The sequence below is a fragment of the Methylobacterium sp. WL8 genome (assembly GCF_008040045.1).
Classification (GTDB): domain Bacteria; phylum Pseudomonadota; class Alphaproteobacteria; order Rhizobiales; family Beijerinckiaceae; genus Methylobacterium; species Methylobacterium cerastii.
Genome location: NZ_VRVF01000070.1, coordinates 1 through 25,845, shown reverse-complemented (window position 1 = coordinate 25,845; position 25,845 = coordinate 1). Strand labels below are relative to the sequence as shown.

Annotated in this window: 26 protein-coding genes and 1 tRNA gene; 19 read left to right on the top strand and 8 right to left on the bottom strand. The window is 70.2% G+C overall.

The window, feature by feature from the left end; genetic code table 11:
* The 4 genes from FV234_RS20550 to FV234_RS20535 form a co-directional block, all read right to left on the bottom strand.
* Positions 1-1,048, bottom strand: a 1,048-nt coding sequence (locus tag FV234_RS20550) for an AMP-binding protein (RefSeq protein WP_147831310.1), incomplete at its 3' end; no start/stop codon positions are given.
* Positions 1,049-1,054: 6 nt separating this feature from the next.
* Entirely contained in the window at positions 1,055-1,654 is a 600-nt protein-coding gene (locus tag FV234_RS20545; protein WP_147831308.1) for a nitroreductase family protein, read from the bottom strand.
* Between the two features lie 73 nt (positions 1,655-1,727).
* A complete protein-coding gene (locus FV234_RS20540; protein WP_147831306.1) occupies positions 1,728-1,982 on the bottom strand; it encodes a hypothetical protein in 255 nt (84 codons plus the stop codon).
* A 119-nt stretch (positions 1,983-2,101) separates the two neighbouring features.
* Positions 2,102-2,419 carry a helix-turn-helix domain-containing protein gene (locus FV234_RS20535; RefSeq protein WP_246686252.1) on the bottom strand — a complete coding sequence of 106 codons (318 nt, stop codon included), beginning with the start codon at positions 2,417-2,419 and terminating at the stop codon, positions 2,102-2,104.
* Between the two features lie 254 nt (positions 2,420-2,673).
* Here FV234_RS20535 and FV234_RS20530 point away from each other — a divergent pair, with 254 nt between their 5' ends.
* The 16 genes from FV234_RS20530 to FV234_RS20460 all read left to right on the top strand — a co-directional run bounded on the left by FV234_RS20530 (position 2,674) and on the right by FV234_RS20460 (position 22,062).
* On the top strand, positions 2,674-3,192 hold the full coding sequence (locus tag FV234_RS20530; RefSeq protein WP_147831304.1) for an META domain-containing protein: 519 nt from the start codon (positions 2,674-2,676) through the stop codon (positions 3,190-3,192).
* Between the two features lie 110 nt (positions 3,193-3,302).
* Positions 3,303-3,455 carry a hypothetical protein gene (locus tag FV234_RS26300; protein WP_187273745.1) on the top strand — a complete coding sequence of 51 codons (153 nt, stop codon included), beginning with the start codon at positions 3,303-3,305 and terminating at the stop codon, positions 3,453-3,455.
* Between the two features lie 246 nt (positions 3,456-3,701).
* Entirely contained in the window at positions 3,702-4,676 is a 975-nt protein-coding gene (gene cysK / locus FV234_RS20525) for a cysteine synthase A (RefSeq protein ID WP_147764436.1), read from the top strand.
* 152 nt (positions 4,677-4,828) lie between these two features.
* On the top strand, positions 4,829-5,206 hold the full coding sequence (locus FV234_RS20520) for a hypothetical protein (protein ID WP_147764435.1): 378 nt from the start codon (positions 4,829-4,831) through the stop codon (positions 5,204-5,206).
* Positions 5,207-5,649: 443 nt separating this feature from the next.
* Complete coding sequence (carB, locus tag FV234_RS20515; protein ID WP_147764434.1) at positions 5,650-9,123, top strand: carbamoyl-phosphate synthase large subunit; 3,474 nt, start codon at positions 5,650-5,652, stop codon at positions 9,121-9,123.
* Between the two features lie 132 nt (positions 9,124-9,255).
* On the top strand, positions 9,256-9,732 hold the full coding sequence (gene greA / locus FV234_RS20510) for a transcription elongation factor GreA (protein ID WP_187273746.1): 477 nt from the start codon (positions 9,256-9,258) through the stop codon (positions 9,730-9,732).
* Positions 9,733-9,741: 9 nt separating this feature from the next.
* Complete coding sequence (locus tag FV234_RS20505) at positions 9,742-10,263, top strand: hypothetical protein (protein WP_147764433.1); 522 nt, start codon at positions 9,742-9,744, stop codon at positions 10,261-10,263.
* Position 10,264: 1 nt separating this feature from the next.
* Positions 10,265-11,296: a mitochondrial fission ELM1 family protein gene (locus FV234_RS20500; RefSeq protein WP_147764432.1), complete on the top strand. Its 1,032-nt coding sequence runs from the start codon at positions 10,265-10,267 to the stop codon at positions 11,294-11,296.
* 124 nt (positions 11,297-11,420) lie between these two features.
* Complete coding sequence (gene trxB / locus FV234_RS20495) at positions 11,421-12,398, top strand: thioredoxin-disulfide reductase (protein ID WP_147764431.1); 978 nt, start codon at positions 11,421-11,423, stop codon at positions 12,396-12,398.
* A 196-nt stretch (positions 12,399-12,594) separates the two neighbouring features.
* The gene (locus FV234_RS20490) at positions 12,595-13,485 is read left to right on the top strand and encodes a LysR family transcriptional regulator (RefSeq protein WP_147750355.1); all 891 of its coding nucleotides are present in this window, start codon (positions 12,595-12,597) and stop codon (positions 13,483-13,485) included.
* A 118-nt stretch (positions 13,486-13,603) separates the two neighbouring features.
* Positions 13,604-14,884, top strand: a complete 1,281-nt coding sequence (locus FV234_RS20485; protein WP_147831302.1) for a glycosyltransferase family 1 protein — start codon at positions 13,604-13,606, stop codon at positions 14,882-14,884.
* Positions 14,885-15,006: 122 nt separating this feature from the next.
* A complete protein-coding gene (locus tag FV234_RS20480) occupies positions 15,007-15,327 on the top strand; it encodes a rhodanese-like domain-containing protein (protein WP_147764429.1) in 321 nt (106 codons plus the stop codon).
* Between the two features lie 118 nt (positions 15,328-15,445).
* Positions 15,446-16,579, top strand: coding sequence for an efflux RND transporter periplasmic adaptor subunit (locus FV234_RS20475; protein ID WP_147750358.1), 1,134 nt, complete (start codon positions 15,446-15,448; stop codon positions 16,577-16,579).
* 193 nt (positions 16,580-16,772) lie between these two features.
* Positions 16,773-19,982, top strand: coding sequence for a multidrug efflux RND transporter permease subunit (locus FV234_RS20470; RefSeq protein ID WP_147831300.1), 3,210 nt, complete (start codon positions 16,773-16,775; stop codon positions 19,980-19,982).
* A 120-nt stretch (positions 19,983-20,102) separates the two neighbouring features.
* On the top strand, positions 20,103-21,113 hold the full coding sequence (locus FV234_RS20465; RefSeq protein ID WP_147764426.1) for an SDR family oxidoreductase: 1,011 nt from the start codon (positions 20,103-20,105) through the stop codon (positions 21,111-21,113).
* Between the two features lie 82 nt (positions 21,114-21,195).
* On the top strand, positions 21,196-22,062 hold the full coding sequence (locus tag FV234_RS20460) for an MBL fold metallo-hydrolase (protein ID WP_147764425.1): 867 nt from the start codon (positions 21,196-21,198) through the stop codon (positions 22,060-22,062).
* 147 nt (positions 22,063-22,209) lie between these two features.
* On the opposite strand, the gene FV234_RS20455 is transcribed toward FV234_RS20460, so the two are convergent.
* A complete protein-coding gene (locus FV234_RS20455) occupies positions 22,210-22,914 on the bottom strand; it encodes a glutathione S-transferase N-terminal domain-containing protein (RefSeq protein WP_147764424.1) in 705 nt (234 codons plus the stop codon).
* Between the two features lie 262 nt (positions 22,915-23,176).
* Here FV234_RS20455 and FV234_RS20450 point away from each other — a divergent pair, with 262 nt between their 5' ends.
* The 3 genes from FV234_RS20450 to FV234_RS20440 all read left to right on the top strand — a co-directional run bounded on the left by FV234_RS20450 (position 23,177) and on the right by FV234_RS20440 (position 23,917).
* Positions 23,177-23,410 (top strand): hypothetical protein, encoded by a 234-nt coding sequence (locus FV234_RS20450; RefSeq protein WP_147750363.1) that lies wholly within the window; start codon positions 23,177-23,179, stop codon positions 23,408-23,410.
* Positions 23,411-23,500: 90 nt separating this feature from the next.
* Positions 23,501-23,577, top strand: a tRNA-Pro gene (locus FV234_RS20445).
* Between the two features lie 28 nt (positions 23,578-23,605).
* Positions 23,606-23,917, top strand: coding sequence for an ETC complex I subunit (locus FV234_RS20440; RefSeq protein ID WP_147750364.1), 312 nt, complete (start codon positions 23,606-23,608; stop codon positions 23,915-23,917).
* A 24-nt stretch (positions 23,918-23,941) separates the two neighbouring features.
* On the opposite strand, the gene FV234_RS20435 is transcribed toward FV234_RS20440, so the two are convergent.
* The 3 genes from FV234_RS20435 to FV234_RS27085 all read right to left on the bottom strand — a co-directional run bounded on the left by FV234_RS20435 (position 23,942) and on the right by FV234_RS27085 (position 25,776).
* Positions 23,942-24,406 carry a nucleoside deaminase gene (locus tag FV234_RS20435; RefSeq protein WP_147750365.1) on the bottom strand — a complete coding sequence of 155 codons (465 nt, stop codon included), beginning with the start codon at positions 24,404-24,406 and terminating at the stop codon, positions 23,942-23,944.
* 65 nt (positions 24,407-24,471) lie between these two features.
* Positions 24,472-25,539: a spore photoproduct lyase family protein gene (locus FV234_RS20430; RefSeq protein ID WP_147764423.1), complete on the bottom strand. Its 1,068-nt coding sequence runs from the start codon at positions 25,537-25,539 to the stop codon at positions 24,472-24,474.
* A gap of 135 nt (positions 25,540-25,674) precedes the next feature.
* Positions 25,675-25,776, bottom strand: a complete 102-nt coding sequence (locus FV234_RS27085) for an SHOCT domain-containing protein (RefSeq protein WP_348643082.1) — start codon at positions 25,774-25,776, stop codon at positions 25,675-25,677.
* Between the last annotated feature and the right edge of the window lie 69 nt (positions 25,777-25,845).

Sequence of the window (25,845 nt, the reverse complement as noted above, 5' to 3'; positions counted from 1 at the left end):
CCGCCCGCCCGACCCCTTCCGCGGGCGCGGCCGAGAGCACGAGGTTGCACTCGGTCTGCCCGTAGGCCTCGCCGACGGAAAGCCCGAGGGCGTCCTTCACCCAGCGATAGGTGTCGGCGCCGAGCGCCTCGCCCGCCGAGGCGACGTTGCGCAGGGACGAGAGGTCGTAGCGCTCCCGCGGCGTCGCGATCGTCCGCAGCATCCGCAGCGCGGTCGGCGCCAGGAAGGCGTTGGTGATCCGCAGGCGTTCGATCAGCCGGAAGGCGGCGTCGGCCTCGAAGCGGGCGGCCCGCGCCACCACCGGCACGCCGTGGCGGAGCGAGGGCATCAGCACGTTGAGCAGGCCGCCGGCCCAGGCCCAGTCCGAGGGCGTCCACATCAGGTCGCCGGAGCGGGGCGGGAAGGCGTGCATCCGGTCGAAGCCGGGCATGTGGCCGAGCAGCACCCGGTGCCCGTGCAGGGCGCCCTTCGCCTGGCCGGTGGTGCCGGAGGTGTAGATCATCAGCGCGGGGTCGTCCGGGCCGGTGTCCCGGGCCGCGAAGTCGGGCGCGGCGCCGGCGAGCAGGTCGGCGAGACTGAGCGCGTCGCCCGCGGCGCCGTCCACCGAGACCAGCAGCGCGAGGTCGGGCAGCCGCCCGCGGATCGGGTCGAGCTTGGCCAGTCCCGCTGCGTCGGTGATGCAGGCGCGCGCGCCCGAATCGGCCAGCCGGTAGGCCAGGGCCTCGGGGCCGAACAGGCCGGCCAGCGGCAGGGCGACGGCGCCGAGCTTGTAGGCGGCGGCGTGCGCCACCATCACGGCGGCCGATTGCGGCAGCAGCACCGCGACGCGGTCGCCGGGCGCGACGCCGTGGGCGGCGAGCGCCCCGGCGAGGCGGTTCGAATCCGTGCGCAGCCGCCCGAAGGTCGTGGTCGCGACCGCGCCGTCGGCGGCGACCTCGAGGATCGCCGGGCGCTCCGGCTCGGCCGCGCCCCAGCGGTCGCAGACGTCGACGCCGACGTTGTACCGGGCCGGGATGTCCCAGCGGAAGCCCGGCCCGGACGCGTCCACCCGCCCCTAGCCGCGGTCGGCGGGGAAGCCGCCGGCGAAGACGAAGTCGGTGATCGGCCGGCGGCCGTTATGGGCCTCCTTGGCGCGCTGGTCCGCGTCGAGCTCGGCCGGCGCCACCGCGCGGCCGACGCCGTAGGCGGCCTCGATGGTGTGGTGCTCGGGTACGTTGAGCACGCCCGGCGCGCGCTCCCGGTCGAACCCGCCCATGCCGTGGACATGCCAGCCCTGGCGGTTGGCCTGGAGCTGGAAGGCCAGCGAAGCCGCGCCCGCATCGAGGGAATGGCTCGCCGACGGCTTGAGCTCGTCGCCGACCTTCATGCGCTCGTTCGAGACCAGGAACACCAGGGCGCCGGTGCCGGCGACCCATTTCTGGTTGCCCGGCAGGATCAGGCCGAAGAACGTCTCCCAGTGCGCGTCGTCGCGCAGGGCGTAGAGGAAGCGCCAGGGCTGGGAATTGTAGGAGGAGGGCGACCAGCGCGCCGCCTCGAACATCCGCATCAGCTCCGCCTCGGGCACCGCCTCGCCGGTGAACAGGCGGGGCGAGCGGCGATTGACGAAGAGCGGGTCGACCGCGTGGTCGGGCCGGCGCGGGTTGTCATCGGTCACGGGCGTGGTCTCCGGATGGTGCGGCGCGTTGGCAACGCTTTGCACGAGCGGCGGCCCTGTCGGCAAGGCCGGCTCAGCCGCGGCCGGACAGCCCGCCCATGCGCGCGCGCCGCCCCTGCTCGACGTGCCAGCGCGCCTCCGCCACGGCGCCGGCGAGGCGGCGGATGCGCCAGCGCCGCCACGGGCGGATCAGCGGATGGCCCGGAAGCCCCGCCTCGTGCCGGCGCAGGCGCGCGAGCAGCCCGGGTAGGCAGGAGGCCGCCGCCTCGCTGGTGGCGATCTCCATCTGGCGCAGGGTCTCGCGGAGTTCGGCCTTGTGGTCCGCCATCGTCCCGGCTCGCGCATTCGAAGGCCACGATCCTGAACCGACGCCGGGGCGCGGGCGAGGTGGCACGGGCGCGCGGGTCCCCGAGGCGGGGCCCGGTGCCCATTCAGCGATCGTTTTCGTCAGCGATCGTTCTCGGTGGTCAGGGCGTCGGCGCGGATGCCTTCGCCGCCAGCCGGTCCGAGCCGCACGCCGGAGCTGCCGTCCTCGATGAAGGCGACGCCGGCCGCCATCAGCGCGCTGCGCAGCACCTCCAGCTGGCCCGAGGGCGGATCGCCGTGGCCCGCCTCGAAGTCGCGCACGAATCCGGCGTCCAGCCCGGCCTTGCCGGCCAGCTCGGCTTCCGACCATCCGAGCAACCCGCGCGCCGCCCGCGACTGGACCGGGCTCATCGGCCTCGGGGCCGCGCCGCTCTGGCCACCTTCGTCAGATCCCGCCACGCCGAACTCTCCTCACATCCATCGATCCGGTGCGTGACAACGGAGCGGAACCCGGATCGTTTCAGAAATCCCGCGGCGCGTCCGCCGAACTTCGCGTGGGATGCCGGCAAAAGCCCGCCCGCGGTCGCCTTGACCACAATTGCGCTGAAATCCTATCGCATTGGCGCTTCCGCGCGCCGCCACGAGCTTCGGGATGCACAAGCTTCAGGATGCTTGAGGGTGGCGCACCGGGACAACGGGACAAGGGGCGTACCATGAAACCGATGCTGATCGCCGCTCTGGCCTGCGCCGCCGGTGCGCTGGCGCTGGCGCTGACCACGGCCACCGAGACGATGGCGCAGGGCGCGGCCTCGATGAGCGGATTCGGCAAGGGCAACCGCCGGCCCGGCGGCGAAGAGAAGAAAGAGCAGTACATCCCCGGCGCGAAGCAGACCGAGAAGGTGTTCCCGCTCGATTCGACCTGGACGGCGGTGAGCATCAACGGCAAGCCGTTCGGCGGCGCCGACCGGCCGAGCTTCATCATCGACAAGCAGTACCGCGCCCGCGGCTACGGCGGCTGCAACACCTTCGCGGCGACCGCCTTCCCGCTCAAGGAGCAGCACCTCGCGGTCGGCCCGCTCGCCCTCACCAAGAAGTCCTGCGACAAGAGCCTCCAGGCGGCCGAGCAGGCCTACTTCGTGGCGCTCCGTACCACCGCGCAGTGGGACATGGTCGGCTCGCAGCTCGTGCTCAAGAGCCCCAACGGTGAGCTGAAGTTCGACCGCGCGCTCTGAGGCCCCGTTTAAGGCCCCGTTGACCACGCCGCGAGACGCCGGAGCCGGATTCACCCGGCCTTGAGACGCCCTCGCGCCTTCTGCCCTCCGGTTCACGACGGGGGCGGCGCATGGCGAAGGTCGGTTTCGGGCGGGCGGCGCTCCGCCCCGGCATCCAGGACGTCTCCCGCTACGTCGCGCCGTCGAGCTTCCACCGCGGTGCGGCCTGGCTCGCGGCCGCCCTGCCGCTGCTCGGCATCCTCCTGGTGATGGGCGCACGCTGACGAGGCGCCCCGACCGCCCGGCGCGCGAAGAACGATCTTCCCCGCATCGGCGTCTGCGCAGTCGGGATCTTCCACGCCGCCGCGAGGCATGCCGGCGGAGGAGAAAAAGATCGCCCTGCCCGGCACTTGGCCCGATTGCCCCCGCCCGCCGCACGCGATATCCCGGCTCCGGAAACGCCCGGCCCCGCCCCGTCAGGGGCGGTCCGGCGCGCCGTCACCTGAGCGTCCCTTCGGAGATTCGCGACCATGGCATCCGCCGACACCCAAGACCGCAAGCCCGGCCATGGCCGCGTCTACGGCTCGATCACCGAGACCATCGGCAACACGCCGCTCGTGCGCCTGAACCGCCTGCCGCAGGCGCGCGGCATCGACGCCGAAATCCTGCTGAAGCTCGAGTTCTTCAACCCGATCGCCAGCGTGAAGGACCGCATCGGCGTCAACATGATCGACGCGCTGGAGGCCTCGGGCAAGCTGAAGCCGGGCGGCACCCTGGTGGAGCCGACCTCCGGCAACACCGGCATCGCGCTGGCGTTCGTGGCCGCCGCCCGCGGCTACCGCCTGATCCTGGTGATGCCCGAGACGATGTCGCTGGAGCGCCGCAAGATGCTGGCCTTCCTCGGCGCCGAGCTCGCGCTGACGCCGGGGCCGCAGGGCATGAAGGGCGCCATCGCCAAGGCCGAGGAGCTGCTCTCCGAGATCCCCGGCTCGGTGATGCCGCAGCAATTCTCGAACCCGGCCAACCCCGAGATCCACCGCAAGACCACCGCGGAGGAGATCTGGAACGACACCGACGGCCAGCTCGACGCGTTCGTGGCCGGCGTCGGCACCGGCGGCACCATCACCGGCGTCGGCTCGGTGTTGAAGCCGCGCCTGCCGAACCTGAAAGTGTTCGCGGTGGAGCCGACCGATTCGCCGGTCATCTCCGGCGGCCAACCCGGCCCCCACAAGATCCAGGGCATCGGCGCCGGCTTCATCCCGGACAACCTCGACCGCGCCATCGTCGACGGCGTCATCACCGTCTCGAACCAGCAGGCGTTCGAGACCGCCCGCGAGCTCGCCCGCCTCGAAGGCATCCCCGGCGGCATCTCCACCGGCGGCAACGTGGCCGCGGCACTGGAGCTGGCGAGCCGGCCGGAGTTCAAGGGTAAGCGCATCGTCACGATCGCGTGCTCGTTCGCCGAGCGCTACATCTCCTCGGCCTTGTTCGAAGGCATCGGCTGAGTCTTTAGCCGGGCGGCCGCAATTGTGGCGCCGAGCGGAAGCCCGGCGTCACAGAAAATACAGGATCGGCCGGCATCCCACGGCAACCGCCTGTTAACGACGATCCGCCAACGGTCGTCGCCGGGCCGATTGCCGACCAACGGGGCTGACGGATGACTTTCGACGACGCGCGCGACGACTTCTCCCGTCTGCACCGCATCTTCAGCTTCCACCTCGGGGTCGCCGTCGGCCTTTCGTGGCTGACCACGCTCTACGCCGCCTGCTACGCGCCGTGGGTGCGCAACATCCGCGCGATCCTCGATCCCGCCTCCGGCCTCGACCACATCGAGAGCACGGTGTCCTACCTCTTCGTGATGCCGGCGCTGCTGACGCTGGCCTGGGTCTCGCTGGTCTTCGGCCGCGAGGTGATCCGCCGCTCGCAGACCCTGCCGAACGTCGCCTTGGAGTTCGCGGTCGCGGCGCTGGTCGCCTTCGGCGTCTTCTACCTCTCGATCGACCGCGCCGTCGCCGCGCTCTACGCCGGCCTCTGAGCGGGCCGAAGTCGTTTTCGGCCGTCTCGGCCGCCGCACGCGCGCACCTTTCACTTCAGACAACCCCGGACCCGTCGTTCCGGGGCGCCGTAGGCGAGCCCGGAATCTCCAGAACCGCCGTGGCGCCCGAACCAGTCTCCCTCGGCGGCTCTGGATCCCGGGCTCTGCTGCGCAGCCCCGGGATGACGGCGGCGAGGCTGTCCCGTCGATTCGCAGGCCTCGCCCAGCAGGACCGGTCGCCCCGGGGTGGAGGTGGAAAACGCACCCGCCCGAAGCGCTTGTGAAAGCGGATGGGCCAACCATGCGCGCGCACGCCCTTTCAAACGCCTGCGGCTGCGTGTAGACGCGGGCCTCAACGACAATCCCGCCGCCTGCGCCCATCCGTGCCGCCCGTAGACCGGGGCTGCGCGGCCGGGCACGCGTGACCGTACCGAAGGCGTCCGATGCCGAAGCGCACCGATATCTCCTCGATCCTCATCGTCGGCGCGGGGCCGATCATCATCGGGCAGGCCTGCGAGTTCGACTATTCCGGCACCCAGGCCTGCAAGGCGCTCCGCGAGGAGGGCTACCGGATCGTGCTGGTGAACTCGAACCCCGCGACCATCATGACCGACCCGGACATGGCGGACGCGACCTACGTCGAGCCGATCACCCCCGAGATCGTCGCCAAGATCATCGAGAAGGAACGGCCGGACGCGATCCTGCCGACCATGGGCGGGCAGACCGCGTTGAACTGCGCGCTCTCGTTGCAGCGCATGGGCGTGCTGGAGAAGTACGGCGTCCAGATGATCGGCGCGACGGCCGAGGCCATCGACAAGGCCGAGGACCGGCACCTCTTCCGCGACGCGATGACGAAGATCGGGCTGGAGACGCCCAAGTCCGAGCTCGCCAACGCCTCCGCCCCGAAGAAGGCCGACCGCGACAAGCGCCTCGCCGAGATCGCCCGCATCGAGGGCCAATGGCCCGCGGGCGCGGAGCGGGACGCGGCGATCGCCGCCTTCGAGAAGACCTGGCATGCGGGCGAGGGCGACCGGCGCAAGCGCTACATCGAGCATGCGCTCGGCCAGGCGCTGATCGCGCTCGCCGAGGTCGGCCTGCCGGCGATCATCCGGCCGTCCTTCACCATGGGCGGCACCGGCGGCGGCATCGCCTACAACCGCGAGGAGTTCCTCGACATCGTCGAGCGCGGCATCGACGCCTCGCCGACCAACGAGGTGCTGATCGAGGAATCGGTGCTCGGCTGGAAGGAATACGAGATGGAGGTCGTTCGGGATAAGAACGACAACTGCATCATCGTCTGCTCGATCGAGAACATCGACCCGATGGGCGTCCACACCGGCGATTCCATCACCGTCGCGCCGGCGCTGACGCTGACCGACAAGGAATACCAGGTGATGCGCGACGCCTCGCTCGCGGTGCTCCGCGAGATCGGCGTCGAGACCGGCGGCTCGAACGTGCAGTTCGCCATCGACCCGGCCACCGGCCGGATGATCGTCATCGAGATGAACCCGCGCGTCTCGCGCTCTTCCGCGCTCGCCTCGAAGGCCACCGGCTTCCCGATCGCCAAGGTCGCGGCCAAGCTCGCCGTCGGCTACACCCTGGACGAGATCGCCAACGACATCACCGGCGGCGCGACCCCGGCCTCGTTCGAGCCGACGATCGACTACGTCGTCACCAAGATCCCCCGGTTCGCGTTCGAAAAATTCCCCGGCGCCGAGCCGACGCTCACCACCGCGATGAAATCGGTGGGCGAGGCCATGGCGATCGGCCGATGCTTCGCCGAGTCGCTGCAGAAGGCGCTTCGCTCGCTCGAGACCGGGCTGACCGGGCTCGACGAGATCGAGATCGAGGGGCTGGGCAAGGGCGACGACCACAACGCGATCAAGGCTGCCATCGGCACGCCGACGCCGGACCGGCTGCTCAACGTCGCGCAGGCGCTCCGCCTCGGCATCAGCCACGCCGAGGTCCACGCATCGTGCAAGATCGACCCGTGGTTCCTGGAGCAGCTGCAGGGCATCATCGACCTGGAGAACCGGGTGAAGGCGCACGGCCTGCCGACGACGCCGGGCGCGTTCCGCCAGCTCAAGGCCGCCGGCTTCTCCGACGCCCGCCTCGCGGTGCTCGCCGGCACCGACGAGCCGGCGGTGCGCGAGGCGCGCCACGCCCTGAAGGTGCGGCCGGTCTACAAGCGCATCGACACCTGCGCCGCCGAGTTCAAGGCGCCGACCGCCTACATGTACTCGACCTACGTCGCCCCCTTCGCCGGCGAGGTCGCCGACGAGGCCCGGCCGACGGACGCGAAGAAGGTCATCATCCTCGGCGGCGGCCCGAACCGGATCGGCCAGGGCATCGAGTTCGACTATTGCTGCTGCCACGCCTGCTACGCGCTGTCGGAGGCCGGCTACGAGACCATCATGGTCAACTGCAACCCGGAGACGGTCTCGACCGACTACGACACCTCCGACCGGCTCTACTTCGAGCCGCTGACGCAGGAGGACGTGCTCGAGATCATCGAGACCGAGCGGCAGAACGGGACGCTCCACGGCGTCATCGTGCAGTTCGGCGGCCAGACCCCGCTGAAGCTCGCCCGCGCGCTCGAAGCCGCCGGCGTGCCGATCCTCGGCACCTCGCCGGACGCGATCGACCTCGCCGAGGACCGCGACCAGTTCAAGCGGCTGCTGGACAAGCTCGGGATGAAGCAGCCCAAGAACGGCATCGCCTACTCGGTCGAGCAGGGCCGGATGGTCGCCGCCGACCTCGGCCTGCCCTTCGTGGTGCGGCCGAGCTACGTGCTCGGCGGCCGCGCCATGGCGATCATCCGCGACGAGACGCAGTTCGCCGACTACCTGCTCGACACGCTGCCGAGCCTGATCCCGTCCGAGGTCAAGTCGCGCTACCCGAACGACAAGACCGGTCAAATCAACACGGTGCTCGGCAAGAACCCGCTGCTGTTCGACCGCTACCTGTCGGACGCGGTCGAGATCGACGTGGACGCGGTCTGCGACGGCACCGACGTGTTCATCGCCGGCATCATGGAGCACATCGAGGAGGCCGGCATCCATTCCGGCGATTCGGCCTGCTCGCTGCCCTCGCGCTCGCTTTCGCCCGAGACCATCGCCGAGCTCGAGCGCCAGACCAAGGCGATGGCGCTGGCGCTGAAGGTCGGCGGCCTGATGAACGTGCAGTACGCGATCAAGGACGGCGCGATCTACGTGCTGGAGGTGAACCCGCGTGCGTCCCGCACCGTGCCCTTCGTCGCCAAGGTGATCGGCGAGCCGATCGCCAAGATCGCCGCACGCGTGATGGCCGGCGAGGCCCTGGCCACGTTCGGCCTGAAGAAGAAGGTCCTGAACCACATCGCGGTGAAGGAGGCGGTGTTCCCCTTCGCGCGCTTCCCCGGCGTCGACGTGCTGCTCGGGCCGGAGATGCGCTCCACCGGCGAGGTCATCGGGTTGGACGCTGGCTTCGGCGTCGCCTTCGCCAAGAGCCAGCTCGGCTCCGGCACCAAGGTGCCGCGCTCGGGGACGGTGTTCGTCTCGGTGCGCGACGGCGACAAGGCCCGCATCCTGCCCTCGATCCGGCTGCTCGCCGGCCTCGGCTTCTCGATCGTGGCCACCGGGGGCACCCAGCGCTACCTCGTCGAGAACGGCGTCGCCTGCGACCGGGTGAACAAGGTCCTGGAGGGCCGGCCGCACGTGGTCGACTCGATCAAGAACGGCGACATCCAGCTCGTCCTGAACACCACCGAGGGCGCGGGCGCGCTGTCGGACTCGCGCTCGCTGCGCCGGGCGGCCCTCTTGCATAAGGTGCCGTACTACACCACTCTGGCGGGAGCGATGGCGGCGGCCGAGGGCATTCAGGCCTATCTCGAAGGCGATCTTCGGGTCCGCGCCCTGCAGGAATACTTCGCAGCCTGAAGCCGGGCGGCGACACGACGTTTCGAACCGATCGCGAGACACGCGTTCGGACGGGTTGTTGGAATCTGGCCCGGAGGGCGCGGCATCGCCGCGTCCGGCCGGGCCTCTTCATTGTGGCGCGAGACGATGGCGATAGACAAGGTTCCGATCACGGTGCGTGGCTTCGCAGCCATGGAGGAGGAGCTGAAGCACCGCCAGCAGGTGGAGCGCCCGCGCATCGTCGCGGCGATCTCCGAAGCGCGCGCGCACGGCGACCTCTCCGAGAACGCCGAGTACCACGCCGCCAAGGAGGCGCAGTCCCACAACGAGGGCCGCGTGCTCGAGCTGGAGAGCCTGATCTCCCGCGCCGAGATCATCGACGTCACCAAGCTCTCGGGCGACAAGATCAAGTTCGGCGCCACCGTGAAGCTCCTGGACGACGACACCGAGGAAGAGAAGACCTACCAGATCGTCGGCGAACCCGAGGCCGACGTGCATTCGGGCCGCGTCTCGATCACCTCGCCGATCGCGCGGGCGCTGATCGGCAAGGGTGTCGGCGATTCCGTCGAGGTGACGACGCCCGGCGGAGGCAAGTCCTACGAGGTCGTCGGCATCCGGTACGGGGCCTGACCGGTGCGGATGGCGCGACGCCGGATCGCCGGGCTGCTCGCCCTCTCGGCGTTCGCCGCGTCGGCGCTTGCCGTCGCCGCCCGGGCCGGTGACTTTCCGAGCCTGCGCGGCGAGCGCTTCGCGGACGTGCGCGTCGACGTGCGCCCCCTCCTGGCGCTCGGTGCGGGCGCGCAGGCCGAGGCGCTCCGCGCGGACCTGACCGCGGCCCTGCGCAGCCGCTTCGCGAGCCGCCTCGGCGGTCGCGGCCCCAGCCTCGTGGTGCTGGTGCGCGGCTTCTCGCTGCGGCCCTATGCCGGCGGCGGCACCAACGGCCGCTCCGGCTTCGGCGGCGGCTCGCAGAACGACTACCTCGACGGCGAGGCCCTGTTGGTCGCCCGGGACGGCGCGGTGCTCGGCCGCCACCCGCAGCTCACGGCGACCCCGTCGAGCTTCGGCGGTGCCTGGTACGACCCGCAATCCGAGCGCCGCCGCGTCACGGCCATCGCCGACATCTACGCCGACTGGCTCGTCCGCAACCTGCCCGCCGACTGACGTGGCCGCCCCCAGCGAGACGCTTCCCAGCCCGGCCCTGGCCGGCGCCCGCGCCTGGATCGTCACCGACGGCAAGGCCGGCGACGAGAACCAGTGCGTCGGCATCGCCGAAACCCTCGGCCTGTCCTACGAGATCCGCCGCGTGCCGGCGAACGGCCCGTTCGGCTGGACGGCGCCGTGGGGGCCGATCGACCCGCGCCAGGGGCCGTATCGCCGCCGCGGCGCGCTGGCCGGCCCCTATCCCGACATCCTGATCGCCTCGGGGCGCCGCGCGGTGCCGTATCTCCGCGCCATGCGCCGGGCGGCGGCGGGCCGCACCTTCACCGCCTTCCTCAAAGACCCGCGCACCGGGCACGACAGCGCCGACTTCATCTGGGTGCCCGACTACGACGACCTGCGCGGCCCCAACGTCTTCACCACGCTCACCGCGCCGCACCTGGTCACCGCCGAGCGGATCGCGGCGGCCCGCGCCCGGCCGGACCCGCGGCTGTCGGCGCTGGACGGGCCGCGCGTCGCGGTGCTGATCGGCGGCGACAGCCGGCACTTGAGCTATCGCGCCCTCGACATGCAGCGCCTCGTCGGCGACCTGCGCAAGCTCGCCGGCTCCGGCTGCCGCCTGATGGTCACCGTCTCGCGCCGCACGCCGGACCCGCTGCGCGACGCGATCCGCACGCTCGTCGCCGAGACCGGCGGCTTCCTCTGGGACGGCGGCGGCGACAACCCCTACGTCGCGATGCTGGCTTTGGCCGACGCCATCGTCGTGACCTCGGATTCGGCCAACATGGTCAGCGAGGCGGTCTCCACCGGCGCGCCGGTGCTGCTGTTCGACCTGCCGCGTACCTATATCCGCCATCGGCGGATGTTCGCCGGGCTGGCGATGGCCGGGGCGTTGCGCCCGTTTACCGGGCGGTTGGAGCCGCTCGCGTACAAGCCGATCGATGCGACGCCGGTGATCGCGCGCGCGCTGGCCGACGGCTACGCCGCCTTCCGCGCGGCGCACGGCGCGAGCGTGACGCAGGATCGCCTGGATTAGAGCATTTTCATGCGAGGTGGATGCCGGCTCGCGTGAAGGAAATGCGACCACACAGTAGGTTGGAGCATTCCCCGTGATCCAGGGATCACGGAAAATGCTCTAGAGCTAGGAAGTAGAGGACGCCATGGCCCACACCCATTCCAGGCTGATCGTCGTCGGTTCGGGGCCGGCCGGTTACACGGCCGCGATCTACGCCGCCCGCGCCATGGTCCAGCCGCTGATGATCTCGGGCTTCCAGCCCGGCGGCCAGCTGATGATCACCACCGACGTCGAGAACTATCCGGGCTTCGCCGAGGCGATCCAGGGCCCGTGGCTGATGGAGCAGATGCGGCTCCAGGCCGAGCACGTCGGCACCACGATCCTGTCGGAGTACATCACCAAGGTCGACCTCAAGGTGCGCCCGTTCCGGCTCGAGGCGGATTCGGGCGAGACCTATTCCTGCGACGCGCTGATCGTCGCCACCGGCGCGCAGGCGAAGTGGCTCGGCCTGCCCTCCGAGGCCAAGTTCCAGGGCGGCGGCGTCTCGGCCTGCGCGACCTGCGACGGCTTCTTCTTCCGCGGCAAGCCGGTGGCGGTGGTCGGCGGCGGCAACACCGCGGTGGAGGAGGCGCTCTACCTCGCCAACCTCGCCTCGAAGGTCACGGTGATCCATCGCCGCGACGCGTTCCGCGCCGAGCGCATCCTGCAGGAGCGCCTGTTCAAGCACCCGAACGTCGAGGTGCTGTGGAACCGCGAGATCGACGAGATCTGCGGCACCACCAGCCCCGCCCCGTCGGTGACCCACCTGCGCCTCAAGGACACCCGCACCGGCGAGGCCAGCGAGGTGCCGGTCGACGGCGTGTTCGTCGCGATCGGCCACAAGCCCGCGACCGAGGTGTTCGAGGGGCAGCTGACGATGCGCCACGGCGGCTATCTCAGCGTCCGCCCCGGTACCGCCGAAACCGAGATCCCCGGCGTGTTCGCGGCCGGCGACGTCACCGACGACGTCTACCGCCAGGCGATCACCGCGGCCGGCATGGGCTGCATGGCCGCGCTGGAGGCGGAGAAGTACCTCGCCAACCTCGACATCGGCGAAAGCCCGGTCCAGGCGGCCGCCGAGTAGCCGGACGTCCATCCGCCCTCCCGAATCCGCATTCGGGCGGGGCACGACTGCGCGGATCGAACCCGCTTGACGGTTCTGTCAACATTTTCTTTGTGCCGCGCCTTGCGCGCGACCATGCCCAGGACGCATGAGTGGCAGGCGTCGTGACGGAGCCTGCGCGCCCCGGCACCGTCGGTTTGCGTGAGGGAGTCTCGCCGTGGATTGGGACAAGATCCGGATCTTCCTCAACGTGGCGGAGGCCGGCAGCTTCACCCGTGCCGGCGACGACATCGGCCTCAGCCAATCCGCGGTCAGCCGCCAGATCAGCGCGCTGGAACGCGAGCTCAAGGCGCCGCTGTTCCACCGGCACGCCCGCGGACTGATCCTCACCGAACAGGGCGACCTACTGTTCCGCGCCGCGCGCGACATGAAGCTGCGGCTGGAGAACACCCGCGCGCGCTTGGTCGAGACCAGCGAGCGGCCATCGGGCGACCTCAAGGTGACCACCACCGTCGGGCTCGGCACCGCCTGGCTGGCGCAACGCGTCGCCGAGTTCCTCGACCTGTACCCGGACGTGCGGATCGAGCTGATCCTCACCAACGAGGAGCTCGACCTCGCCATGCGCGAGGCGGACGTCGCCATCCGCATGCGCCGCCCGGCCCAGCCCGACCTGATCCAGCGCCGGCTGTTCACGGTGCACTACCACGCCTTCGCCAGCCAGGATTACGTGAAGCGCTTCGGCGAGCCCAAGACCGTCGAGGACCTCGACGAGCACCGGCTCGTCTCCTTCGGCGGCAACGAGCCGTCCTACCTGCTGGCCGCGCACTGGCTCGCCAACGTCGGCCGCGAGGGCCGCGAGCGCCGCCCGGTCGCCTTCACCGTCAACAACATCGGCGCGCTGCAGCGGGCGATGGAGACCGGCGCCGGCATCGGCATCCTGCCGGACTACGCCGTCGACGGCGACGACCACCTCGTCCAGGTGCTGCGCGAGAGCGAGATGCCGACGCTGGAGAGCTACCTCGTCTACGCCGAGGAGATGCGAACCGTCGCCCGCGTCCAGGCGTTCCGCGACTTCCTGGTCTCGAAGGCCCAGCGCTGGACGTATTGAGGGGCGGACGTTTCGCCGAGCACCGTCGATCCGCCAGCCCTCGAACCCGGCTCCGCTGGCCCTCCGTCCGCCCGCCGGCTAACACCCGCCACGGCCTCGGACGGCCGAGCGGAGCATCATGACCATACGGCCGATCGCCTTCGACCTCACCCGCCTCGTCACCCGTCTGCGCCATGCGAGCCCGTCGGGGATCGACCGGGTCGACCTCGCCTACGCCCGCCACGTGCTCGCGGGCGCGGGGCCGCGCTTCGGGCTGGTCTCGACCGGGCTCGGGCCGCGCGTGCTCGACCGGGCGCATGCGTCCCGGATCGTCGAGGCGGTCGCGGCCGGGTGGATCGAGGACGTGGCGGCCGAATCCGACCCGGTCTACCGCCGCCTGGAGGCGCGGCTCGCCGGCCGGCCGGCGGACGTCGCCGCCGGGCGCGGCCCCACGCGATCGAGCACGCTCCGTCGCCGCCGCATCCAGGCGGAGACCGTGCTCGGCATCTTTCGCGCCGCACCGGTGGCGGCCCTGCCCGAGGGCAGCCTCTATCTCCACACCTCGCACCTGCGCCTCGACAAGCCGGAGCGGTTCGACTGGCTCTACACCCGCGCCGACGTGCGGCCGGTGTTCTTCGTCCACGACCTGATCCCGATCACCCATCCCGAATACGGCCGGACGGGCGAGGCCGAACGCCACCGCCTGCGCATGCGGACCATCGGGCGGCACGCGGCCGCCATCATCGTGAACTCGGCCGACACCGGCGAGCGGACGCTGGCGCATCTTGCCGCCGACGGGTTCGGGCGGCCGCCGCTCGCGGTCGGCCATCTCGGCGTCGAGCCGGCCTTCGGGCGAGAAGGGCCGCGATTCGCGCCCGACCGGCCGACCTTCCTGGTCTGCGGCACCATCGAGCCGCGCAAGAACCACCTGCTGCTGCTGCACCTCTGGCGCGACCTCGTCGAACGGCACGGCCCGGACACGCCCCGCCTCGTGCTCGTCGGGCGCCGCGGCTGGGAGGCGGAGAACGTCGTCGACCTGCTGGAGCGCTGCGAGTCGATCCGCCCGCACGTCGTCGAGGTCTCGGGCCTCTCGACCCACGGCCTCGCCGCGCTGACGCGCAGCTGCACCGCCCTGCTGATGCCCTCCTTCACCGAGGGCTACGGCATCCCGATCGTCGAGGCCGCAGCCTCCGGCGTGCCGGTGGTCGCCTCCGACATCGCGGTCCACCGCGAGATCGGCGCGGGCTTCGCCGACTTCCTCGATCCCCTCGACGGGCTCGGCTGGCGGCGGGCGGTGGAGGACTTGAGCCGTCCGGGGGGCGAACATCGCGAAGCTCTGGCGCGGCGCCTCGACGGCTACGTCGCCCCGAGCTGGCCCGCGCATTTCAAGCCGGCCGACGTGCTGCTGGCCGCACTCTGATCCGCAGCCCACGCCCTGGATGGGGGGCGCGTGTTGCGCCGTGGGCGGCTGACGAATAAGGGAAAGCGTCAGCCCGCGCGCCGGTGCCCGCGCAGCCGGCCTCTCTCCCAGGAAATCGACCGATGCGTGTTGTCGACCTCGACCGCGATGCGATCAAGCAGGGCCTCGCCGACGGTTCGATGCTGGTGATCGACGTGCGCGAGCCGCACGAATACGAGAACGGCCACATCCCCGGCGCGGTGATGCACCCGCTCTCGACCTTCGACCCGACGGCGGTCGCCGCGCTGATCGAGGCGGACGGGCGCCGCCCGGTCTTCTCCTGCGGCTCCGGCGTGCGCTCCGTCCACGCGCTCGACGCGATGCAGGCGACCGGGCTCGATCTGAACGAACACTACAAGGGCGGCTACCGCGACTGGTCGGCGGCCGGTGAAGCGATTGAGTAGGTCCGTCGAAGCGTCGCACCGCGCGCGTCGTTCGTCTCGCGGCGGCGAAGCCATGTGCGGCGGCGCACAACCTGTGTGCGCTTCGGGGAATAGGTGGCGGGCTGCTGGGGAACCATCCATGTACAAGCGTCGGCTCGCAAGCCTCATCGTGATCGCCGCGGCGCTCTCCGCGCCGCAGGCCCGCGCCCAGGCGCCGGGCGGCCCGCCGCCGAAGGTGACGGTCGCCAAGCCCGTGGTCCGCGAGATCATCGAGCAGGACCAATATACCGGCCGCTTCGACCCGATCGAGTTCGTCGAGGTCCGGGCGCGGGTGACCGGCTACCTGGAGAAGATCAACTTCACCGACGGCGCCACGGTGAAGAAGGGCGACGTGCTCTTCGTCATCGACCGGCGCCCCTACAAGGCGGCCCTGGAGCAGGCGCAGGCCTCGCTGACCTCCGCGAAGGCCCGGCTGTCGTTCTCGCAGACCGACCTGGAGCGCGCGCAGACCCTGTCGAAGGGCGGCAATATCTCCGAGCAGGTCACCGACCAGCGCCGGCAGGCCTCGCAGACCGCGCAGGCCGACGTGGACAGCGCCGAGGCGGCGCTCCGCAACGCCCAGCTGAACTTCGACTTCTCGGAAGTGAAGTCGCCGATCAACGGGCGGATCAGCCAGCGCCTCGTCACCGAGGGCAACATCGTCATCACCGACCAGACGATGCTGACCACCATCGTCTCGCTCGATCCGATCTACTTCTCCTTCACCGTCGACGAGAAGTCGTTCCTGAAATACCAGGGCTCGCTCGGCATCGGCATGGGCCAGACCCAGCGCGGCAAGGGCGTCCCGATCCTGATCGCGCTGTCGGGCGAGGCCAAGCCGACCCGCAAGGGCACCCTCGACTTCGTCGACAACCGCGTCGACAACGCGACCGGCACGATCCTCCTGCGCGCCACGGTCGAGAACGCCGACGGCTTCATCAAGCCGGGCCTGTTCGGCATCGTCTCGATGCCCGCGACGAAGCCCTTCCAGGGCGTCCTGATCCCGGACGAGGCGGTCGCCGCCAACCAGGACAAGCGCATCGTCTACCTCGTCGCCGAGGACGGGACGGTGAGCTCCCGGGACGTGAAGCTCGGACCCAAGGTCGACGGCTACCGCGTGATCCGCGACGGGCTGAAGGGCGACGAGACCATCGTGGTCAACGGCACGTCCCGCGTGCGCCCCGGCGCCAAGGTCACGCCGGAATCGACCACGCTGCCGCCGAGCAAGACCTAGGGTTAACAAGACCTAGGGTTAACAAGACCTGAGGCTCATAAGACCTGAGGCCGCGCGAGACCTGAGGCGTAGCAAGACCCGAGGCCGCCCGGCGGTCTCGAGCCGACGAGCGGCACCGGTCCCGACCGGTGCGGCGCCATCGACGACGCCGGTGGCCGGCTCCGCGAGGGGCGGCGACCCAGAGGTTTGACCGATGCGTTTTGCCCACTTCTTCGTCGATCGGCCGATCTTCGCGTCGGTCACGTCGATCATCTTCCTGCTCCTCGGCTTCGTCGCCTACGAGAGCTTGCCGGTCTCGCAATATCCCGAGATCGTGCCGCCGACGGTGACCGTGCGCGCGAGCTTCCCCGGCGCCAACGCCGAGACGGTGGCCGCGACGATCGCGACGCCGATCGAGCAGGAGGTGAACGGCGTCGACAACATGCTCTACATGACGTCGTTGTCCACCAACGACGGCAACATGCTGCTGACCGTCACCTTCAAGGTCGGCACCAACCTCGATATCGCCAACGTGCTGGTGCAGAACCGGCTCTCGGTGGCCCAGCCGCGCCTGCCGCCTGACGTGCGCAACCTCGGCGTCACCGTGCGTAAAGCATCGCCCGACCTGATGCTGGTCGTGCACTTGCTGTCGCCGAACAAGACCTATGACCAGAACTATCTGGCCAACTATATCTACCTGAACATCCGCGATGAGATGCTTCGCCTCGACGGCGTCGGCGACATCACCATCTTCGGCGGCAACGAGTACGCCGAGCGCATCTGGCTCGACCCGAACAAGCTCGCCGCCTACGGCCTCTCCACCACCGACGTGACCGCGGCGCTGCAGGAGCAGAACGTGCAGGTCGCCGCCGGCGCCCTCAACGCGCCGCCGGCCAAGACCGGCGAGGCGTTCCAGCTCGTGGTGCAGTCGCAAGGCCGCTTCCAGACGCCGGAGGAGTTCGCCGACGTCATCGTGAAGGCCACCAACGGCCGCCTCGTGCGGGTGAAGGACGTGGCCCGCACCGAGATGGGCCAGAAGGACTACACCACGAACTCCTTCCTGAACGCCACGCCGGCGGTGGGCATCGGCGCGTTCCAGCGCCCGGGCACCAACGCGCTCGACGCTGCCGCCTCCGTCAAGAAGGTGATGGAGAACCTCAAGAAGAACTTCCCGCCCGACGTCGAGTACCGCATCGCCTACAACCCGACCGAGTTCATCGAGGAGTCGATCCAGGAGGTCTACAAGACCCTGTTCGAGGCGGTCGGCCTCGTGGTGATCGTGATCCTGGTGTTCCTCCAGAGCTGGCGCACGGCGCTGATCCCGGTGATCGCGATTCCCGTTTCGCTCGTCGGCACCTTCGCGGCGATGTCGGCCTTCGGCTTCTCGCTGAACAACCTCACCCTGTTCGGGCTGGTGCTCGCCATCGGCATCGTCGTCGACGACGCGATCGTCGTGGTCGAGAACGTCGAGCGCAACATGGAGGAGGGGCTCTCGCCGGGCGAGGCCGCGCACAAGACCATGGACGAGGTCGGCTCGGCCGTCGTCGCCATCGCGCTGGTGCTGGCCGCGGTGTTCATCCCGACGGCGTTCATCCCCGGCATCTCGGGCCAGTTCTACAAGCAGTTCGCGCTGACGATCGCCGCCTCGACGATCATCTCTGCCTTCAACTCGCTGACCCTGTCGCCGGCGCTCTGCAAGCTGCTGCTGGTGCCCCACCACGCCCGCAAGAAGCCGAAGTTCTTCCTGACGCGGTTCATCGCGTGGCTCGCGGACCAGTTCAACCGCGGCTTCGAGGCGCTCTCGAACGGCTACGCCCGGATCGTCGGCCTGCTCACCGGCTACACCGTCGGCATCGTCGCGGTGATGGTGTTCTATGGCTTCGTCATCTTCGGCACGATCCACCTCGTGCAGACGACGCCGACGGGCTTCATCCCCGACCAGGACCAGGGCTACCTGATCGGCGTGGTCCAGCTGCCGGCGGGCGCCTCGCTCGACCGCACCACCGCGGTGGTGAATCGGGCGGCGGCGGAGGCGCGCAAGATCGACGGCGTGACCAACACGGTCATCATCGCCGGCTTCGACGGCGCGACCTTCACCAACACCACCAACTCCGGCGTGATGTTCATCACGCTGGCCGGCGCCAAGGAGCGGGCGGTCCACGGGCGCAGCGCGGCCGTCATCACCGGCGACGTGCTGAAGGCCACCGCCAACATCCAGGAGGCGCGGGTCATCGTCATCCCGCCGCCGCCGGTCCGCGGCCTCGGCAACGGCGGCGGCTTCAAGATGCAGATCGAGAGCCGGCAATCCTCGCAGACCGGCCCGCTGCTGGCGGCCGCCGGCGAGCTGATCGGCCAGGCCAACCAGAGCAGCGACGTGCAGCGGGTGTTCACCACCTTCGGCAACGACACGCCGCAGCTCTACCTCGACATCGATCGCACGATCGCCCGGATGCTGAACGTGCCGCTGGCCAACGTCTTCGCCTCGGTCCAGGCGGATCTCGGCGGCGCCTACGTCAACGACTTCAACACGCTCGGCCGCATCTACCAGGTGCGCCTGCAATCGGACGCCGCCTACCGGACCTCGCAGCAGGACATCTCGCAGATCAAGGTCCGCTCCTCCACCGGCGCCCTGGTGCCGCTGGGGACGCTCGCCTCGCTGCGCACCGTGGCCGGCCCGCAGATCGTGCAGCGCTTCAACCTGTACTATTCGGTGCCGGTGCAGGGCGTGGCCAAGCCCGGCGTCTCGACCGGCCAGGCGCTGACCGCCATGGAGCAGATCGCGGCCAAGGCGCTGCCGGAAGGCTACGCCTACGACTGGACCGAGATCGCCTACCAGCAGAAGGCCACCGGCAACACGGCGGTCTACGTGTTCGCGCTGGGCATCCTGCTCGTGTTCCTGGTGCTCGCCGCCCAGTACGAGAGCTGGGCGCTGCCGATCTCGATCCTGATGGTGGTGCCGACGGGCGTGCTCGCTGCGCTCTTTGGCGTGCAGTTGCGGGGCCAGGACAACAACATCCTGACCCAGATCGGGTTGATCGTACTGATCGGCCTGGCCGCCAAGAACGCCATCCTGATCGTCGAGTTCGCGCACGACATCGAGGAGGCCGAGCACAAGGGCCCGGTCGCCGCCGCGATCCAGGCCTGCCGCCTGCGCCTGCGCCCGATCCTGATGACCGCCTTCGCCTTCATCCTCGGCGTGCTGCCGCTGGTGATCGCCACCGGCCCCGGCGCCGAGATGCGTCAGGCGCTCGGCACGGCGGTGTTCTTCGGGATGATCGGCGCGACCTTCTTCGGCCTGTTCCTGACGCCGGTCTTCTACGTGATGATCCGGAACATCGTGATCTGGATCGGACGGAAGCGCGGCAAGAAGGCCGACGACGGCCACGGCGGCACCCCGGCCCACGCGGCACCCGCGCACGCCTGACCGGATCACCGGCGACCTTCGGCGGCCCGCAGGGCGTGTCCATTGGGCACGCCCTGCGGGCCGCAACCGTTTCGGCGGCGACGGCTTGTCGCTGCGAAGACGTCGGGGGGAAGAGCGCGCATGGCACGGGTCGCAGTCGTCACGGGAGGCACCGCCGGGATCGGGCTCGCCACCGCCCACCTGTTCGCGTCCCGCGGCTGGGCGGTCGCCGTGATCGCCCGCGACGCGGGCCGCCTGCGTTCCACCGCCGCCGCCTTGGCCGCCTACGGCCGCCCGGTCCTCACCATCTCCGCCGACGTGTCGGACGCCGAGGCGGTGGATGCGGCCGCCGCCCGGATCGAGGCCGAGCTCGGGCCGATCCGCGCCTGGGTCAACAACGCGATGTCGACGGTGGTGAGCCCGGCCGACCGGATCACGCCGGCCGAGTACCGCCGCGTCACCGAGACGACCTATCTCAGCCAGGTCTACGGGACGCTGGCCGCCCTGCGTTACATGAAGCCGCGCAACCGCGGGGCGATCCTTCAGGTCTCGTCGGGCCTAGGGTTTCGCGCGGCGGCTCTGCAGGCGCCGTACTGCGCGGCCAAGTTCGCCGTCTCCGGCTTCACGGATTCGCTGCGCTGCGAGCTGATCCACGACAAGAGCGATGTCTCGCTCAGCGTGATCTACCTGCCGGCGGTGAACACGCCGCAATACAAGTGGACCCGCAACCGGACCGGCCGCGACCAGAACGCGCCGGACCCGGTCTACGATTCCCGCCTCTGCGCCGAGGCGATCGTCTTCGCCGCCGAGCATCCGCGCCGCGAGGTCTGGGTCGGCCGCAGCACGGTGATGATGGCGGCAGCGCAAGCGCTGGTCCCGGGCTTCGCCGACAAGAAGGCCGCCGAGATGTGGCCGAAGCAGATGACCGACGAGGACATGGCCGACCGGGTGGGCAACCTCGACGCCCCGGTGCCGGGCGACGTCGGAATCGACGGGCGCTTCGGCGACCGGACCAAGGCGACGCGCACCGCGTTCTGGACCAGCCGCGAGCGCGACCTGCTGATGGCGGGCTTCGCCGGAATCGCCCTGGTGGGTCTCGCGAGCGCCGCCGCGGTCGCCCGCGCCCCGCGCCGCCTGCTGCCGCGGCCCTGACGGGCTTCCGTTCGCGATTGCAACGCGATCGGGAACGGTTCTACGAAGCGCTGCGACCATCCCTGCTGCCACGAGGCGACGCGTGCCCGGATACCTGCCCTTTGCCGGCGCCCTCGATCTGCCGGCCTACGTCTGCGACAATTGCGGCTTCTGGCAGCGCCACTTCACGACGCCGCCCGCCTGCCCGATGTGCCTCGATGCCCGCCACGTGGTGCCGCAGGACGGCTGGCAGTTCTGGACCAAGGGGCAAGCCCAGGAGCGCTTCCCCTGCCATTGGCAGGAGCTCGAGCCGGGCGTCTGGCGGTTCTGGAACGAGCCGGTCTCGGGGATCGGCCCGTCGAGCTACCTGATCTGCACGGATGCCGGGAACATGGGCTTCGAGGGTTGCCCGGTGTTCAGCGAGGCGGCGCTCGACCACATCGCGAGCCTCGGGGGCATGCAGGTGCTCTCGTCCTCGCACCCGCACGCCTACGGGGCGCTGGTGCAGCTGCAGGATCGGTTCGACCCGGAGCTGTGCCTGCCGGCCGCCGACTTCACCTGGAGCGCGGCGCTGCAGGTGTCGTGGCCCTACGACGACTTCCTCGAGCCGCTGCCGGGCCTCGAGCTGCACCGCACCGCCGGCCATTTCGACGGCCACGCGGTGCTGTTCGACCGAGGCCGCAAGATCTGCTTCTGCGGCGACGCGCTGAAGTTCGAACTCGACCCCGCGGATTTCCGCCGCGCCGTGACGATCTCGGCGCACAAGGCCTTCGTGCGCGGCGTGCCCCTCACGACGAACGAGCTGCGCCACTACCGCGACGTGTTCGCCCGCCTCGACTTCACCCAGACCTGGACCCCGTTCGAGCCCGCCGCCAATTGCGGCCGGGCCGAGGTGCTCGCGCTGATCGACGGGATGCTGGCGACCCGGCCGCACGCAGCACCGGTGCCGTTGGATGGGCTGAGGCGGTAGGACGCCTCACAGGCTCAGCCGCGGATCAGGGTGGCGCGCCCAACCCGACGCGGCCCCCTCTACCCCCGGGAGAGGGGACCCGCGCTTCGATCACCACACGTCGCGCGAGGCGAACCCCTGATTGGACGACGCGGGTCCGTCGCGCCGTCAGCGCTTGGTGTTCCCGGCCGTCTGCCCGAACATCACCTTCTTGGCGTCCTCGCTCATGGTCTTGCCGTGGTCCGGGTTGACCTCCGGGGCTCGGGCGTAGGCCGCCTTCGTGCCCGGGCGCTCACTGATCGCATGGAACCAGCGCTTGAGGTTCGGGTGCTCGTCGAGGTTTTGGCCCTGCTTCTCCCACGGGACGATCCAGGGATAGGCCGCCATGTCGGCGATGCCGTAATCGCCCGCGACGTAGTCCCGGTCGGCCAGGCGCCGGTCGAGGACGCCGTAGAGCCGGTTGGTCTCGTTGACGTAGCGGTTGACCGCGTAGGGGATCTTCTCCGGGGCGTATTGCGAGAAGTGGTGGTTCTGGCCGAGCATCGGCCCGAGGCCGCCCATCTGCCAGAACAGCCATTGCAGCGCCTCCTGCCGCCCGCGCAGGTCCGTGGCGAGGAACCGGCCGGTCTTCTCGGCGAGGTAGAGCAGGATCGCGCCCGACTCGAACAGCGTGATCGGCGCACCGCCGCCGGCCGGCTCGTGGTCGACGATCGCCGGCATGCGGTTGTTCGGCGCGATCTTGAGGAAGCCGGGATCGAACTGCTCGCCCTTGCCGATGTTGACCGGCTTGATCGTATAGGGAAGCCCCGCCTCCTCGAGGAACATCGTCACCTTGTGACCGTTCGGGGTCGGCCAGTAGTAGAGATCGATCATCGAAACTTCCTCACGTGACGTGGACCGTCGCGCCCTCGATGCCGCAGGTGGGTCGGATGCGCCGCGGATCAAGCGGCGTTCGGAACCGGGCGGGTCCGAAGGTACGACCGCGCAGGTCAGGCCGGCTTGGATCACGTCGGCCATCGCCTCATCGCGAATCGTGTGCCGGGCGTTACTGCCGACTCGATCAAATGCGATCCACTCCGCGGCCGATTCCTTCACGGGCGGCATGGTTTGAGTCGCTGCATCGGGGAGGCTATCCATGATCAGCGCGACATCGATCAGCAGTGCCGGCCTCGTCGCCGCGTCGCAGAGGTTCGCGTCGAGCGCCACGCAGGTGGCCGAGATCGGGACGAGCCTGCCGAGCGCCACCCAGGTGGACCTGTCGAGCACGGCCGTCAGGATGATCGAGGACAAGGCTTCCTTCGCGGCCAACGCCGCGGTCGTGCGCGCCTCCGACGCCATGGAGCGGAAGCTCCTCGACATCCGCGTCTAGGGCCGCCGCGTCCAAGGCCACCGCGTCTTCTCCCGCGACACCGATCGAACCTTGCCGGCATCGCGCCGACCCCGTAAGACCGATGCATGTCGGGGTGTAGCGCAGTCTGGTAGCGCACCTGGTTTGGGACCAGGGGGTCGTAGGTTCGAATCCTATCGCCCCGACCATCGATTTCCGGAGCGGTGTCTGAAGGCCATGTCGAGCGCCCGCATCTTCCAGCCGTCCAAGGACGCGTCGCAGTCCGGCACCGCGCGCACCAAGGTCTGGCACCTCGAGTTCGACCAGACCGCACCGCGCGAGACCGACCCGCTGATGGGCTGGACCGGGTCGGGCGACATGCTGCAGCAGGTCCACCTGAAGTTCGAGACGCTGGAGGACGCAGTCGCCTACGCCAAGAAGGCCGGCATCGCCTACCGCGTCGAGGAGCCGAAGAAGGCGCCCCCGCGCAAGGGGCTGTCCTACTCCGACAACTTCAAGTTCAACCGCACGGCCCCCTGGACGCACTGACGGGACGCGACGCGGCGGACCCCGTCACGCTTGGTCCTTGCGCGCCTTCCAGGCCGCGTAGGGTGCCGTGGCCTCCGGTACGTCGAGGTGCTTCAGCCGCATCGGCTGCTCGTCGAGCGGGCGGCACAGCTCGGCGTAGATCTCGGCACCGAGCAGCCCGAATTCGCCGGCCGTCGCGGCGGCGTTGGCGAAGTAGCCCTCGCGTATCCCCGAGAGCCGCATCGCGGCGTGGCACATCGGGCAGGGCTGGCCGCTGGCGTACATCACGCTCCCCGACAGGTCGCGGCTGTTGAGGCGCCGGCTGGCCTCGCGCAGGGCCACCATCTCGGCGTGGCCGGTCGGGTCGTTGGTGGTGTGCACGTTGTTGGCGACTCGGGCCAGGACCTCGTCGCCGCGCACGAGCACGGCGCCGTAGGGCGTGCCCCCGTCGCAGACGTTGTCGGCGGCAAGCTGCACCGCCTCGCTCAGGTATCGTGCGTGGTCGCTCATGGTGGATCGCTCTCCCGAATGCGGACGGGAACGCGGGGCCGGCGAGAACGGTTCGATTTCGCCGTTCAGAACGCGTAGCGCACGGTGCAGTACGGCATCGTCTCGTCGAGCACCGCCTTGAAGCGGGCGAGCCAGCGGCCCTTCCATCCGGCGCGGTAGCGCACGTTGGCGCCGCCGCCCTCCGAGACCTTCGCCTCCTGGATGTCGGGCCGCCACAGCAGGTCTTCGGCGCGCGGGTGCCAGCCGAGGTTGACCGCGTGCAGGCCGGCATTGTGCGTCAGCAGGATGATCTCGCACTTGAGCTGGGCCTTGGCGGCGTCCGAGAGCGTGCCGTCGATCTCCTGGAACAGCGCCCGCCAATCCGCCTCCCAGCCCTCGTAGAGGATGACCGGCGAGAAGTTGACGTGCACCTCGTAGCCGGCGGCCACGAAGTCGTCGATCGCCGCGATCCGCTCCGCGACCGGGCTGGTGCGCACGTCGACGACCTTGGCGATCCGCGCCGGCATCAGCGAGAAGCGGATGCGGGTGCGCCCCTGCGGGTCGTAGGCGAGCAGGTCGCGGTTCACGGCCTTGGTCGCGAACGAACCCTTGGCGTTCGGGAGCGTGCGGAACAGGGCGACGAGGTCGCGGACGTTGTCGCAGATCGCGGCGTCGACCGAGAGGTCGCCGTTCTCGCCGATGTCGTAGACCCAGGCGGCCGGATCGATGGTGTCGGGCTCGGGCAGCGCCCCTTGCCGCGTGGCGTGCCGCGCGATCGCCGCGCAGGCGGCCTCGACGTTCACGAACAGCGAGATCGGGTTCGAGAAGCCCTTGCGCCGCGGCACGTAGCAATAGGCGCAGGCCATGGCGCAGCCGTTCGAGGTCGAGGGCGCGATGAAGTGGGCGCTGCGCCCGTTGGGGCGCATCGTCAGCCCCTTCTTCACGCCGAGCACCAGGGTCGAGCGCTTGATCCGGACCCAGTCCTCCACCGAGCCTTCGTTGCCGTGGAGCGCCGGGATGTTCCAGTGCGACGGCACCGCGATGCGCGTCGCGTCGGGATAGCGCGCAAGGATCTCGCGCCCGCGCGGAAACGTCTCCACCGCCGGCTCGTGGTAGATCGTGGTGACGTCGAGGAGGTCGCCGATCGTGGCCATACGCTGTCCGGCGGACCGGAACGCGGCCGCCTTCGACATATGGGGCGGGCGGGCTCGAACGACCTGTGCGGAACGCCCGAAAGCGGTGCGTTCCGCCCTGTGGCCCAACGGCGCGGCGGGGTTTTGCGGGCGACGCTAGATCCGCGAGAGCAGCTCGGCCTTCTTGTCGGCGAACTCGGCCTCGGTGAGGACGCCGCGGCCGTGAAGCTCGGCGAGCCGCTCGATCTTCGTGAACACGTCGCCGTCTGGCGCCGGCTCCGGCGCGGCCGCAGGCTGCGGTTTGGGGGCGGGGGCACCCCAAGGTTC